The sequence below is a fragment of the Lolliginicoccus lacisalsi genome, assembly GCF_014841105.1.
In the GTDB taxonomy this organism is placed as follows: Bacteria; Actinomycetota; Actinomycetes; order Mycobacteriales; family Mycobacteriaceae; genus Lolliginicoccus; species Lolliginicoccus lacisalsi.
In genome coordinates this window covers 135042-148805 of record NZ_JACYWE010000004.1, presented here as the reverse complement: position 1 = coordinate 148805, position 13764 = coordinate 135042, and the positions used below count along the sequence as shown (strand labels likewise).

The 13764-nt window shown below is 69.3% G+C and carries 13 protein-coding genes; 7 read left to right on the top strand and 6 right to left on the bottom strand.

The genetic code is table 11. From position 1 onward, the window contains the following. Positions 1–861, bottom strand: coding sequence for an SDR family NAD(P)-dependent oxidoreductase (locus tag HT102_RS08485; RefSeq protein ID WP_333473348.1), 861 nt, complete (start codon positions 859–861; stop codon positions 1–3). Beyond that, a complete protein-coding gene (locus tag HT102_RS08480; protein WP_192038987.1) occupies positions 858–1988 on the bottom strand; it encodes an SDR family NAD(P)-dependent oxidoreductase in 1131 nt (376 codons plus the stop codon). The genes HT102_RS08485 and HT102_RS08480 overlap by 4 nt, the downstream gene beginning before the upstream one ends. A 282-nt stretch (positions 1989–2270) precedes the next feature. On the opposite strand from HT102_RS08480, the gene HT102_RS08475 reads away from it, so the two are divergent. Then, entirely contained in the window at positions 2271–2879 is a 609-nt protein-coding gene (locus HT102_RS08475; RefSeq protein ID WP_192038986.1) for a TetR/AcrR family transcriptional regulator, read from the top strand. A 237-nt stretch (positions 2880–3116) separates the two neighbouring features. Here HT102_RS08475 and HT102_RS08470 read toward each other — a convergent pair whose 3' ends face one another. After that, positions 3117–3890, bottom strand: coding sequence for a hypothetical protein (locus tag HT102_RS08470; protein ID WP_192038985.1), 774 nt, complete (start codon positions 3888–3890; stop codon positions 3117–3119). Between the two features lie 575 nt (positions 3891–4465). Here HT102_RS08470 and bluB point away from each other — a divergent pair. Next, positions 4466–5125, top strand: coding sequence for a 5,6-dimethylbenzimidazole synthase (bluB, locus tag HT102_RS08465; protein WP_192038984.1), 660 nt, complete (start codon positions 4466–4468; stop codon positions 5123–5125). On the opposite strand, the gene HT102_RS08460 is transcribed toward bluB, so the two are convergent. Further along, a complete protein-coding gene (locus HT102_RS08460) occupies positions 5122–6690 on the bottom strand; it encodes a multicopper oxidase family protein (RefSeq protein ID WP_225443416.1) in 1569 nt (522 codons plus the stop codon). The two genes, bluB and HT102_RS08460, sit on opposite strands and share 4 nt — an antisense overlap. Before the next feature lie 145 nt (positions 6691–6835). Here HT102_RS08460 and HT102_RS08455 point away from each other — a divergent pair, with 145 nt between their 5' ends. The 4 genes from HT102_RS08455 to HT102_RS08440 all read left to right on the top strand — a co-directional run bounded on the left by HT102_RS08455 (position 6836) and on the right by HT102_RS08440 (position 10496). Beyond that, complete coding sequence (locus HT102_RS08455; protein WP_192038983.1) at positions 6836–7243, top strand: hypothetical protein; 408 nt, start codon at positions 6836–6838, stop codon at positions 7241–7243. 76 nt (positions 7244–7319) lie between these two features. Further along, positions 7320–8051: a flavodoxin family protein gene (locus HT102_RS08450; protein ID WP_192038982.1), complete on the top strand. Its 732-nt coding sequence runs from the start codon at positions 7320–7322 to the stop codon at positions 8049–8051. Between the two features lie 101 nt (positions 8052–8152). Then, positions 8153–9547: a dihydrolipoyl dehydrogenase family protein gene (locus tag HT102_RS08445; protein ID WP_192038981.1), complete on the top strand. Its 1395-nt coding sequence runs from the start codon at positions 8153–8155 to the stop codon at positions 9545–9547. Between the two features lie 58 nt (positions 9548–9605). Continuing rightward, on the top strand, positions 9606–10496 hold the full coding sequence (locus HT102_RS08440) for a siderophore-interacting protein (RefSeq protein WP_192038980.1): 891 nt from the start codon (positions 9606–9608) through the stop codon (positions 10494–10496). A gap of 27 nt (positions 10497–10523) precedes the next feature. On the opposite strand, the gene HT102_RS08435 is transcribed toward HT102_RS08440, so the two are convergent. Further along, positions 10524–11171, bottom strand: coding sequence for a response regulator (locus tag HT102_RS08435; protein WP_192038979.1), 648 nt, complete (start codon positions 11169–11171; stop codon positions 10524–10526). A gap of 81 nt (positions 11172–11252) precedes the next feature. Between HT102_RS08435 and HT102_RS08430 the strand changes: the two genes are divergently transcribed. Next, positions 11253–12518: a sensor histidine kinase gene (locus tag HT102_RS08430; protein WP_192038978.1), complete on the top strand. Its 1266-nt coding sequence runs from the start codon at positions 11253–11255 to the stop codon at positions 12516–12518. On the opposite strand, the gene HT102_RS16290 is transcribed toward HT102_RS08430, so the two are convergent. After that, entirely contained in the window at positions 12452–13684 is a 1233-nt protein-coding gene (locus tag HT102_RS16290) for a lipase family protein (protein ID WP_192038977.1), read from the bottom strand. The two genes, HT102_RS08430 and HT102_RS16290, sit on opposite strands and share 67 nt — an antisense overlap. Between the last annotated feature and the right edge of the window lie 80 nt (positions 13685–13764).

Sequence of the window (13764 nt, the reverse complement as noted above, 5' to 3'; positions counted from 1 at the left end):
TCAGCGACGGCCGACGAAGTCGTCCATGGTCTTGTGGATGCCGAGCACGCGCCCGGCGAGGAAGTCGCGGACGGAGGTGGGAACGATGCCCTTGACGACCTCGCTGAGCACGACCGCGCGCGGCAGGATCACGAACGGCGAGCCCGCCTTGGAGTGCTTCCACGCCTGGTCAACGACATGCTGGGGCTCAAGGATGGGCAGCAGCGGGGCGGGCCGGGCGCCGTCGAACATGCCGGTGCTGATGTAGTACGGGCACACCGTGGTGACCTTGATGTGCCGGTGCCCGGCCTGCTCGAGCTCGAGGCGCACCGAGTCCGACCAGCCGACCGCCGCCCATTTGGATCCGCAGTAGGCGGCCATGCGGGGGTTCGCGGTGAGCCCGGCCGCGGAGGCGACGTTGATGACGCGGCATTCCTCGGTGGTCGCGACCATGCCCGGCAGGAACTCGCGGGTGATCAGCATGGGCGCCACCGCGTTGATGGCCATGGTGAGCGTGGTGTCGCCGGCGCTGGGCGTCTCCCAGAAGTACGAGTTGCCGCGCACGATGCCGGCATTGTTGATGAGGATATGCACGGTGCCGATCTCGTCGCGCACCTGCTGCGCGGCGGCCGCGATGGCATCCGCATCGGAGACATCGACGATCTGGGCGTGGACGGTCGCGCCGAGCTCGCGCAGTTCCCGGGCGGTCTTCTCGAGCGCCTGCTCGTTGATGTCCCAGAGGATGAGCGTGGCCGCTCCCTCGACAAGGGCGCGGTGGGCGTGGAGGGCTCCCATACCCATGGCGGCGCCGGTGATCAGGACGGTCTTGCCGTTGATGTTCTTCATGAAGCTCGTGTCCTTCGTGTTGTGGTGGGTGTTCACCAGTGGATGCCGGGCAGCAGCCGCATCATGGCGGTGGCTGTGCCCGAGAGGGGCTGGGTGCGGGCGAGGCGGGAGGCACGAGCGAGCAGCAGGGTGCGGCGCGAGAGGCCCGGGCCGGTGCTCTTGGTGTTGTTCTCCGGGGCCTTCTCGCCCGGGTTGCGCTCGCCTTGCGCGGCCAGGGAGTCAGGGAACGCCTTGTAGGCCTGGTGCAGGATGCGGTCGGTGATCTTGGGCGCGAGGGCATGCATGAGCTCGCCGAAGGTCCCGACGGGCGTGCCGATCTCGACGGGCCGCTTGACGAGCGCGCGGACCACGAGGTTGGCGGCCTCCTCGGGGCTGAGGGTCGGGAACGCGTCGTACATGGTGGTGGGCGCGATCATCGGGGTGCGCACGAGCGGCATGTGGATGGTGGTGAAGGTGACGCCACTGCCGAGGGTCTCGGTGGCGACCACGTCGCTGAACGCGTCGAGCGCGGCCTTGGATGCGACATAGGCGGAGAAGCGGGGAGCGCTGGTCTGCACGCCGATGGACGAGATGTTGACGATATGGCCGAACGCGTTGGCCTTCATGTGCGGCAGCAGGCCGAGGATGAGACGGATCGCGGCGAAGTAGTTGAGCGACATGGTGCGCTCGAAGTCATGGAACCGGTCGTGCGAGAGGGCGATCGAGCGACGGATGGAGCGGCCGGCATTGTTGACCAGCATGTCGATGGTGCCGTGCTCGTGGACGATCTGCTCGATGAGTCGCTCCACGGCGTCACTGTCGGTGATGTCGCATGGGTAGGCGAACGCGGTGCCACCCTCGGCCTCGATGCTGTCCTTCACCTCGAGCAGCTTGTCGAGGCTGCGAGCGACGAGGAGGACGGTGCCGCCGTTCGCGGCGATCTGGTGCGCGGCCGCGGCGCCGATCCCGGATGACGCGCCGGTAATGACGATCCGGCGATCGTGCAGCGGGCCGGTGGTGCTCGGACGGCGCGAGCGCAGGGAGCTGCCCATTGCCGTGGCGGCCTGGCGGGGAGCGCGCGCTACCGGCGACAGTGCGCCGCGGGCAGGAGCGACGAGGCTCTGCACAAGCAGGTCGGCGGGCTGGGTGAAGGCGAGGAAGGTGGCGGGGGCGAGAGTGGCCATGGGATTGCTCCTTGGTCGAGGTTCTGGCTTCAGGGTTCTTGGCTGCGGCGCCAGGCTTGGTGGGCCTGGCTTGGGTGTTGCACGACGGCGGTGTCGAGGCCGCAAGCGGTGGTACTACTCCGTACCAACTAGTCACCAGTATGGTACGGCACAGTACCGCTTGACAAGTGGTGTTTGTCACACCCCTTCGATGCAGGTGGCGCAGCCCGCGGGGCAGACCCTCCGCCGCGCCAAGCCACGAGTACGATCACCTACCGCAGGACCCGAGCCACGAGGAGCCCCATGAGCACCACCCCGCCCATCGAGAGCGTGACCAGCCCCGCGCGCGCACGCCTGCTCGACGCGCTGGCCGACTCCGTGGCCGAGAAAGGATTCAGCGCCACCACGATCACCGATGTCGTTGGCCGCGCGCATGTCTCGCGCCGCACCTTCTACGAGCACTTCACCGACAAGGAGGACTGCCTCCTCGCGTGCCACCACGCGTTCAGCGCCGCCCTCGCGAGGAAGCTATCCGATGCCTCGCAGCGCGGCACCACCTCGGCAGAACGCATCACCGGAACCGTCGCCGCGCTGCTCGCCGCCCTCCAGCAACACCCCTCGGAAGCCCGCGTCTACTTCGTCGAGATGGCCGCCGCCGGGGATCGCCCCCGGCAAGCCCGCCGCGAGACCCAGCACATGCTGGCCACCCTCCTCCAGGAGATCACCCTGCGCGGCAGCCAGCGCAACCCCGCCATGTCCGCTCTCACGCACGAGATGGCCCTCGCCCTCGTCGGCGCGATCAGCGAGCTCATCCTCGACGCCGCCGAGCGCGACGCGCTCAGCCAGCTAGCGGGCCTCGCCCCCACTGTCGAGGCGCTGCTCACCGCGGTGCTGCTCGGCCGCCAGGGCTAGGCAGGGTGCTGGCGCAGGCTGGCTTCGAGGCTGGCTTCGAGGCTGGAGGGCCGGCGCTGCCGCTCCGCCCCGCCAGTGGAAACAAATCCCCCCTGGCGCGGGAAAAATTTCCACTCGCGGCGCGCTAGCCGGACTACGAGGTCTTTGGCCCCGATAGCTGGGCCGCGCGCCGATGCGCTGAATAGCAGAGGGGCCCGACCGTGGTGCTGGTCGGGCCCCTCGCTTGGTGTCGGTGGATCAGGCGTCGTCGCCCTCGACGGTCACGCTTGCCTCGGCGTCGACATCGGCATCGGAGGCGGCGGCTTCCGCAGCAGCCTTGGCGGCCTCGATGATGGTCTGCACCTGCTCGGGGGAGAGGTTGCCACCAGCGGCCTCGACCTCGGCAGCGGCGGTGACGGCTGCCTCCTCCTCGGGGGCGATCGCGTCGTCGGCCGATCCCTCAGCGGCAGCCTCTTCAGCGGGGGCTTCCACGGCGGGGGCTTCCTCCTCGACAGCAGGCTCCTCGACCGGGGTGGTGACCTCAGGCTCCTCGACCGGCGCCTCGTCCTCGGGTGCGTCTTCCTCCGGGACGGGGAGCGGCAGGACCTCGACGGAAGTGAGGTCGAGGGTGCGCTCGCCCTGCACGCCCGAGATGCGGATCTCGGTGAACTCGCGGTCCTCGCCCTCCTCGGCCTCCGTCGCATCGTCGAGCACGATCACGACGGGGGTCGAGAAGACGGTGCCCTCGGCGCAAGTGGGCTGGCAGTTGTTGATCTGCTCGACGCCCGTGCCCACGGCGACGTTGTCGTTCCACACAAGCCAGGTGATGAAGTTGACGGCGTTGTTCGCGTCGGCCGGGGTGATGATGATGGACTCGGGCTCCACCTGGCTGTTGCCTTGCGGATCGACGATCACCGCGGGAACGACCTCGGGCGAGTTCGCGATGACGGCGGCCTGTGCTGCGCCTGCCGCGCCGAGTGCCAGCGCGGCGGTGCCTGCTGTGATTCCGGCGGCGAATCGACGAGCGTTCATTGGGTTCTCCCTTCGGCCCACCCGAGTCGGGCGGGGGTGTTGCTGGGCTGTTCTGCGTGGTGGTTCCGGCCAGGCTGCCCTGCCGTGTGAAACCAGTGTTGCACTGTTACGTGTGTTAACTACTGTGATCTCAGGCACGACGCTGAGCTGCAAAAACCTGATCAACCCTCTACCTGCACTTTAGATTGAGGCATAGCGGCGCGATGTGCGCCACAACACGACGCAATACCATCGAATCGTGATCCGCCCGCGACGAAACTGACACTCCGGGAGGGGCATTCGCGCTCGCCGCTCGACCGGGCCTGGCCTTGCGCGTCCTATTTCCGTGCACCGGCTCGGCCCGCCCCGGCCCGGCCCGGCCCGGCCCGGCCCGGCTCGGCCTGGCCCGGCCTGGCCCGGCCCGGCCAGTGGAAACTTTTCCCCCGTTCAGCGGGAAAAGTTTCCACTCGCAGCCGCAACCCCGCGCCACTCGCCGCCGCAACCTCGCGCCACTCGCCGCCGCAACCCCGCGCCACTCGCAGCCGCAACCCCGCGCCACTCGCACCCCGAGCCCCCGCGCATGATCGAATACCTGCATGCCAGCACCCCTCCCCCTGTACGAGACCATCGCCGCCCGCCGTGACGTTCGCGCGGAGTTCACCGGCGACACCGTCGACGAGGCAGTGCTGGCCCGCATCCTCGAGGCGGGTCATCGCGCGCCGAGCGTGGGCAACACGCAGCCGTGGGACTTCGTGGTCATCCAGGACCGGGCGCGGCTCGATGCGTTCGCGGAGCACGTGGCAGAGCGGCGGGACGCGTTCGCCGCGGGACTGGACGCCGAGCGCCGGTCGGTTTTCGACCGCATCAAGATCGAGGGCATCCGGGAGAGCGGCACCGGGATCGCGGTCACCTATGACCCGGACCGCGGCGGCGCGCACGTGCTCGGCCGGCACACCGTCGAGGACACCGGCCTGTTCTCGGCGGTGCTGGCGATCCAGAACATCTGGCTGGCGGCCACCGCTGAGGGCCTGGGGCTGGGCTGGGTGTCGTTCTACGGGGAGGATTTCCTCGCGCGCTTCGTTGGGGCCAAACCCCCGGTGCGGCCGATCGCCTGGCTCTGCGTGGGGCCGGTCACGCACCTGCATGAGGTCCCGGACCTCGAGCGGCACGGCTGGCGCTCGCGGCGGCCGCTATCGAGCGCGATCCATCGGGATCGCTTGGGAAACAACGGGGACCAGCCCGCAAGCAGCCTCTAGACGACGGTGAAGTTGGCCATCATGGCCATGTCCTCGTGCTCGAGGTTGTGGCAGTGCATGACGTAGCGGCCGCGGAATCCATCGAACCGCGTGATGACCTCCAGGGTCTCGAGCGGGCCGAGATCGACGGTGTCCTTCCAGCCGATATCACCGGGCCGGATGGGGCCGCCGTTGCGGCTGAGCACCTGGAACGCAACGAGGTGCATGTGCACGGGGTGGGCGGCGACGCCAGTGAAGCGCCAGATCTCGACGTCGCCGAACTGGGGGGTGGCCCAGTCGCGCTCGGTGTCGACGGTGAGGCCGTTGATGGTCCAGCGGTGCGGGAGGAATCCGGTCGGGCGGGGGGCGGCGCCGTGGTGGTGGCCGGCGCCGAGCTCGAGGGCGAGGAAGAAGTCGCGGGTGCGGACGGCGTCCTCGCGCCGCAGCGCGGGCACGGTGCTCAGCCGGTCAGGGATGTGCGTCTCGTCCTTGATGCGGCGCACGACGTGGAACTGCATCACGGCGTCGGTGCTGCCGAAGCCGAAGGTGTTGCGGATGGTGACGCGGCTGCCGTCGGGGTAGGCGCTGAAGTCGAGGGTCGTGTCGATGCGCTCGCCGGGGGCGATGGTGATGACGCGGCGGCGGACGGGACGCTCGAGGAGGCCGCCGTCGCTGCCGATCTGGGTGAGCTCGCCACCAGGCTCCAGCTCGAGCCGATAGGCACGAGCATTGGAGGCGTTGATCCAGCGGAGCCGGTAGCGGCCAGCGGAGACCTCGTGCACGGGCCACGGGGCGCCGTTGACGAGGATGGTGTCGCCGAGCACTCCGGCGAGGTAGAGCGGGTGCACGCCGGGATAGGCCTGGTCGGGGGCGAGCGCGGGGTAGGCGAACTGGGCGTCGGCGTCGAAGGATCGGTCGGCGAGGACAAGCTCGAGGTCGCGGTCGGCCTCGGGCAGCGGGTGGGCGCGTTCCTCGTCGTCGCTGATGATGCAGGCCCCGGCGAGCCCGGCGTAGACGTTGGGCCCGGTGAAGTCCATGGCGTGATCGTGGTACCAGAGCGTGGCGGCGCGCTGGTCCATGGGATAGGCGTAGTCGCGCTCGGCGAGGGTGGTGCGACCGGGCATGGCGAGGCCGGACTCGATGGCCTTCGGCGTGCGGCCGGAAGCGGGAAGCAGCAGGTCGGTGGGATATCCGTCCTGCTCGGGTGGCATGCGTCCGCCGTGCAGGTGGGTGACGGTGCCAATGTCGAGCTCGTTGCGGACGCGCACCGTGACGGGCTGGCCGCGGTGTGCGCGGATGGTGGGGCCGGGAAAGGTTCCGTTGTAGCCGGTGATGCGAGTGCGGGTGCCGGGGATGATCTCCTGCTCGGCGATGCGCTGGACTAACGACACGCTGCTGCCGGTGCGCTGCGCGGGGCGCGGCAGGGGGACAACGAAGCGGGGCGGGAGTGGCCGGTCGCTGCGCACGAGCGCGGGCAGGAGGTTCGCCGCCTCCGAGGCTCCCCGGCTCGTGAGCACGCTGAGGCTGGCCGCGGCTCCGACGACGAGCGCTCCGCCGCCGAGCCTCAGGAGGTGACGCCTGTTCAACGCTGGGTTTCCTGTTCTGCCGCGGGATGCCGGATGCTTCCCAGGATTGCACACCCTCCTGGCCCTTCCGTGGCACGGCGCGGACGCGTTCCCGGTTGCGGTGTTCTCCTGCATGGGCCTGCCGCGGTCGGGAAGAATGGCAGCAGTGAGCACCCTTCCTTCCTCGCTCCGCCCCGTGATCGCCCCGCCCCGCGCGATGATCGCGGGGGTGGCTGCCGCGTTCCTGATCGCATCGTGCTCGTCCGGCTCGTCCAGCCCGGAGGCCGACGCGACTTACAACGAGGTCTGCGCGGAGGTGAACACCTACCTGGCGCAGATCGAGGAGACGTACCGGGAGCTCGACATGGGCGAGATGGATCGGCGTGCCGAGGCCGAAGAGTTCGTGCGATTCGCCCAGGAGGACTTCACTGACCTCGTCGATGCAGCGCTCGAGGCCGCGGGCGAGGATGCCCCCGACGACGCTGCCGAGATCGAGACGTGGGAGTCGATGTCCGAGGAGGAGCGGGAGGCGTGCGAGCGGGCTGCCATCGACGCTGCGGAAGGACGCTGCTAGCGGTTTGCCGGCCAGGCTTTGGCAAGTGGGTGACAATGCCCTCGCACGGACCACCGGGCGGTGCGATGCTGGTTTCATGGCAGACCAGGAACATACGAGGCCGCCCGCGGACTACAGCGATCTGCGGGCATTGTTCATCAATTGCACGTTGAAGCCGTCGCCCGAGAAGAGCCATACGCAGGGCTTGATCGATATCAGCGCCGGGATCATGCGCAAGCAGGGCGTGACGGTGGAGCAGTTCCGGTCGGTGGATCATGTGATCCCGCCGGGCGTGTACCCGGACATGACGGAGCATGGCTGGTCGACCGATGAGTGGCCGGAGTTGTTCGAGAAGGTCAAGGCCGCGCACATCCTCGTGCTGGCGGGCCCGATCTGGCTGGGTGACAACAGTTCCGAGATGAAGAAGATCCATGAGCGGCTCTACGCGTGCTCGGGACTGCTCAACGATGCCGGCCAGTATCTCTACTACGGGCGGGTCGGTGGGTGCTTGATCACCGGCAACGAGGACGGCGCGAAGCATTGCGCGATGAACACGCTGTACTCGTTGCAGCATGTGGGGTACACGATTCCGCCGCAGGCCGATGCGGCATGGGTGGGCGAGGCCGGTCCCGGTCCGTCGTATCTCGATGAGGGCTCGGGCGGCCCCGAGAATGACTTCACCAACAAGAACACCACGTTCATGACGTGGAACTTGCTGCATTTCGCCCGGATGCGGACCGATCAGGGCGGGGTTCCCGCCTACGGCAATCAGCGCACCGAGTGGGAAGCGGGCTGCCGGTTCGATTTCGAGAACCCCGAGTATCGCTGATCGGGAGCGGGCGGGGCGCGTGGCTTGAGATCCTGGGCCCGAGGGAAGGTGCGTCCCGCCCCGGTTCCTCGCGGGATGCCCGACGACGAGAGGTGGCCGTGATGCCCCAGGACAACGCCGTGAACGACGCGACGAGCACTCGCGAGGCGGACGTGATCGTGCTGGGCATGGGGCCCGGCGGCGAATCTGTCGCGGGAACCCTTGCCGACGCCGGCCTCGATGTGGTGGGCATCGATGAGCGGCTCGTGGGTGGCGAATGCCCCTACTACGGGTGCATTCCGAGCAAGATGCTCATCCGGGCTGCCAATGCGCTGTCCGAGGCGCGGCGAGTGAATGATCTCGCTGGCTCGAGCAGCGTGGAGCCGGACCTGGGACCGGTGGCCCTGCGGATCCGCGAGGAAGCGACGGACTACTGGGATGACCGCGTCGCGGTGGAACGGTTCGAGAGCAAGGGCGGTCGGTTCATCCGAGGCACAGGCACGCTGGTGGGTACGGATGCCGTGCAGGTCGGAGGCGTGCCGCTGACCGCGCGCAAGGCCGTGGTCATCGCTACGGGTACAGCGCCGGCGGTACCGCCGATCCCGGGGCTCGCGGAAACACCGTTCTGGACGAATCGGGACATCTTCGCGGTGGAGGAGCCGCCCCGTTCGCTCGCGATCCTCGGTGGCGGCGCCATCGGAGTGGAGCTCGCGCAGGCATTCGCGCGCTTCGGCTCGGAAGTGACGGTGATCGAGGCCGCGGATCGCATCCTTGCCGCGGACGAGCCGGAGGCTAGCCGCATCGTGGCGCAGGCGCTCGAGCGTGATGGCGTGTCGATCTGCGCGGGCGCTCCTGCCCAGGAGGTGTCGCATGACGGCTCGGTCTTCACGATCTCGCTCCCCGATCGGATGGTCACCGCGGAGCGCCTGCTGGTGGCGGCCGGGCGCACGACGAGGCTCGATGAGCTCGGGGCGGCCTCCATCGGCGTCGATCCGGGGTCACGGTACCTGCCGACGGATGGAACGTTGCGCGTGACCGAGGGCGTGTGGGCGCTCGGTGACGTCACGGGCAAGGGCGCGTTCACCCACATGTCGATGTACCAGGCGGGGATCGTGATCCAGGACATCCTGGGGCAAGGTCCTCGGCCAGCCGAGTACCACGCGGTGCCGCGGGTGACGTTCACCGATCCCGAGTCGGCAGCGGTGGGGCTGACCGAGCAGCAGGCCCGCGAGCAGGGCTTGCGCCTGCGCGTGGGCGTGGCGCGGGTGCCGTCGACGGCGCGGGGCTGGATCCACAAGTCTGGCAACGAGGGCGTGATCAAGCTGATCGAGGACGCGGATGCCGGCGTGCTGGTGGGCGCCACGTCCGTCGGACCGCATGGCGGCGAGGTGCTGGGCGCGCTCGCGGTGGCGGTGCATGCGCGGGTGCCCGTTGCGGCGCTGCGGGGGATGATCTGGGCGTATCCGACTTTCCACCGGGGCATCGAGGATGCGCTGCGTCATCTGCACGACGAGTGATGACAACCGTTGCGCCCGCGAGGTAGGTTAGGTTTACCTACTAGATCGAGGGGGCAATGTGGCACGGGGAGAAGGATTCCACCTGGGCGAGGTCATCGAGGCACGACAGGTCACACCGAGCATGGTGCGCGTGACGCTGGGCGGGCGAGGCCTCGCGGGGTTCGCCTCGACCGGCAAGCCCGACGAGCGCCTCGGCGTCTACTTCCCCAACCCCGGCACGCGCGAGCCACAGCGCCCCACCGTCACCGACGGAGCCTGGGAGTTCGCCGACCCCGACGACATTCCCGAGGGACGCAGCTACACCGTGCGCCGCGCGCGGCCCGATCGCGGCGAGATCGACATCGACTTCGTCGTCCACGAGGGCGGGGTCGCCTCGGCCTGGGCGACGCGGGCGCGCCCCGGCGATCTCGTCGGCCTCTCCGACGCGGACGGATGGTTCGCTCCCCTGCCCGGCACGAGCCGCTACCTCCTGGTGGCCGACGCCACGGGCCTGCCCGCCGCTGCCCGGATCATCGAGGAAGCACCGCCGGGGACCCGCGTCGACGTCATCTTTGAGGTCCCTGTTTCCGAGGACGAGCAGTACCTCGCGATACCGCACAGCTCAAGCGCCACCTGGCTCGTCGGCAGCGGGCTCGGCCACGCGCCCTCGCGCCTCGCCGATGCGGTGCGCGAGCTCGGCCCCCTCCCCGACGACACCCATGTGTGGGTAGCAGCGGAAGCATCCACGACGCGCGCGATCCGCAAGCACCTGCGGCGCGACCGCGGCCTGCCCAACGCGCGCATGACCGTCATCGGATACTGGCGACAGGACAAGGAGGACTTCCAGCGCCGCTACGAAGCCCGCCAGGACGACCTGCTCCGCGCTTACAGCACGCTCGTCGAATCAGGCGTGCAGGGCCAGGACCTCATCGAGGCGTGGGATACCGAGCTCGAGCGCGCCGGGTTCTGATCGCCGCGGCGGTCGGCCAGGCGGTCGTTACTCCGAGCCGGAGCGCGCGTCCCGGTGCAGGCCGTCCTCGCGCACGCGAGTCGCTAGATCGAGCTTGGTGGTCGCGGGGCGCCCTACCTGGGCGTATTTCATCTTAACGCGATCGAGGTAGGACTTCGCGGTGGAGGTCTTGACCCCGGCCCGGCGCGCGGCCACCTCCAGGGTCAATCCGGTGGCGTAGTCGAGCAGTACCGCGCGCTCCTGCGGGGACAGCCGTGGCTTGGAGGGACGGTCGTCGCGCGCCCACGCGAACGCCAGTTCCGGCGAGTACGCCATCTCCCCCGCGGCCACCACTTCGATCGCCGAGGTGAGGGTGGCGAGGTCGTTGTCCTTGGTCAGGTATCCCGAGGCGCCCGCGCGGACCACGTCGATGCCGTGAGTGGCCTGCGGCGTCACGCTCACGACCAGTACCTTGTGCCCGGCCTCGACCAGATTGGCTACATTGTCCGCGGGATCGGAGCCGTCCGCGAGGAAGAGATCGAGCACCACTACATCGACCTCCACGGACAGGGACTCGAGGAACTCCGCCACCGTGTGCGCCTTGGCCACCACGGTCAGCGCGTTGCTCCCGGCCAGCCACGACCCGATACCGTCGAGCAGCATGCGGTCATCGTCGATGAATGCCACTCGGATCATTGCGTCCCCCATCTATAGACTTGCTCGCGTATCCAGCATGATGAACTTACCCGACGTGGGCCACATCACAGGAGGTTGACCATGCGCAGCGGCAGTTCCCTGCGGTCCAGCGAGGAACGTGCCCTGCTGCTGCTTTCCATCGTGCTGCTGTTCCAGCGGGCCGCCTACCTCATCGTGATCATCGGGGTGCTGCTCGTGCATCCCGCCCACACCTACCGGCATCCCGCCACCAATGCCATGCTCGTGCTCATTGCCGTGGCCTGGAACGTCACGCTCGTCGGCATCGTGCGGCGCAAGCATTGGATCCCTCCGCGCATCGTCTGGATCGACGTCGTCATCATGAGCGCGCTCCTGATCGCCACCAGCTTCAATTCGTGGCCCGAGCAGGTATACAGCGGCATGAACTGGTCCGGGCGCCTCGCGATGGGCACCGTCGCTCTCGTCGCAGCAGCCCTGCCCCTGCGCCAGTTCCTCGTTGCCTGGCTCACCATCGTCGCGGTCCGGCTGGGCAGCACCACCCTGGCCGCCGACGGTTTCGAGCCCCCGGTCGACGAGTTCGCGAGCATCCTCAATGGCTATGTGTGGTTCGCGCTCGTCTTCTACTTCATCCGCCACTACCTTGTGGCGCAGGCCCGCAAGCTCGACCAGCTCACCCAGCAGCAGGCTGAGCTCAAGGCGACCGAGGCTGCCGCCCAGGCCCGCCTGGAGGAACGACTCGACCAGCATCGCAGGCTCCACGACACCGTCCTCACCACGCTCACCGCGATCGCCCGCGGAGGGCTGGATCACCGCGGGGCTGACGTGCGTTCGCGATGCGCGGCGGAGGCCGACTACATCCGCCGCCTCATCAGCACCGACGCCGACACCGCGGGCAGTAGCCTTGCCACGAACCTCACCGACACGATCCGCCGCGCCGAGACCCTTGGCCTTCGCGTGCGCTACCAGCACGATGCTTTCCCCGCCGCCTTGCCCCCCGATGTCGTCGACGCACTCTGCGGGGCCACCGGCGAGGCCTTGAACAACGTGGCCAAGCACTCCGGGTCCGCGGACGCATGGATCACCGTCACCGTCGACGAGGGGGCCATCGCGCTCCGCATCGTCGACCGCGGCGCGGGTTTCGACCAGGCAGCCACTCCCCCAGGTTTCGGCATCACGCAATCGATCACCGCCCGGCTCGCCGAGCATGGTGGCAGCGCCCGGATCGACAGCGAGCCGGGGCATGGGACGATCGTCGAGCTCCTCGTGCCGCTGGGCCCGGATGAGGCCACGACGACGGATCCTCAGGACCAGGCGGCGTCAAGGAATGCCAGCACCTCGGAGCGCGAGAACGCCAGCACCGTCAGGTGATCAGCATGGGGCTCGAGGTGCAGCTCCGGCGTCTCGCCATTGCTCGATAGCTCAGCCGCGTACGCCAGCACCATGGGCGCGGGCACAGCGGTATCGGCGAGCCCCTGCACGATCAGCACGGGACGGTCGTAGCCGCGCACCGGGGTCGATAGGTACTCGCGCGCCGCGTCCATCGCCCCTGGCACGTCGGCGAGGGGGCGGACGAGCAGATCCTGCGCCGTCCTGCCCTCGAGCAGCCGGGAGACCGGCTTCGTGCACCGCGTGCGGGCAACCTCGAGCGCCTCCTCGCCCAGCGGCGTCAGCGCTTCGGTCACCGACAGCTCCGGGTAGGCGGTGTCCATGGCCGCGATGGCGAGCACCCCAAAAGTCGAGAGGCCCGCGGGCAGCACCCCAGGCAGGGCGGGCGTGACCAGCGGCGCGAGATCGGCGACGTTGACGCTCGGGGCGATCGCCACCGCTCCCCGCAATGCGGGCAGCAGGTCCGGCGCCATCGCGCGGGCCTCGTGCTCGACGTGCAGGGCTACCTGCCCGCCCTGGGAATGCCCCAGCACCGCCCACTCCGCCGTGATCGGCAGCTCGAGCCCGCGCGCTGCCCGCACCGAGTCCAGCACGTTGCGCGCCGCGGTCGGGCCATGCAGATAGGCATGTTCTCCAGGCGTGCCGAGGCCCTGGTAGTCCGAGACGATCACCGCATAGCCCTCGTCGAGGAGCATCGTGTACGCGGCGGAGAGCGCGTCGGGCAGCGGGCGGGCGGAGGGCGCGCAATGGTCACCGAGGCCGAAGGTGCCATGGGCGTGCGCGAGGGCCCGCCAGCCCCCGGGCGGCGGATCCCCCTCCGGCAGGTAGATCGCGGCGGTGCTCGGTGCGGGATTTCCCCACAGATCCGTGGTGGCGTGCAGCACCCGGTGCGCGGCGCCCGCCCCGGTCGGCACGAGGGCCGGGTCCAACGGGGTGGCGGCGATGACGGCGCCCGGGGCATCAGGCACGTGCCCGCTGAAGGCGCGCGCGTCGAGCCCCGACCATCGGGGGCGCTGGTCGGGTGGCAGCTCAGCGATCGGGTCATCGAGCGGCTCCGCGCCCGCGGCCACGCCCAGGAGCAGCGTCGGCATGAGGAGCAGCAGCCCGAGCACGTGCCAGCAGGGGCGCGATGCTCGCCAAGTGTTCACGATCGCGAACGTATCGCACCAGGGCGGTCCTGGCGAGCCCCAGCGGGGCTGCCGGTATGTTTGGGTTCACATTCCTCGCG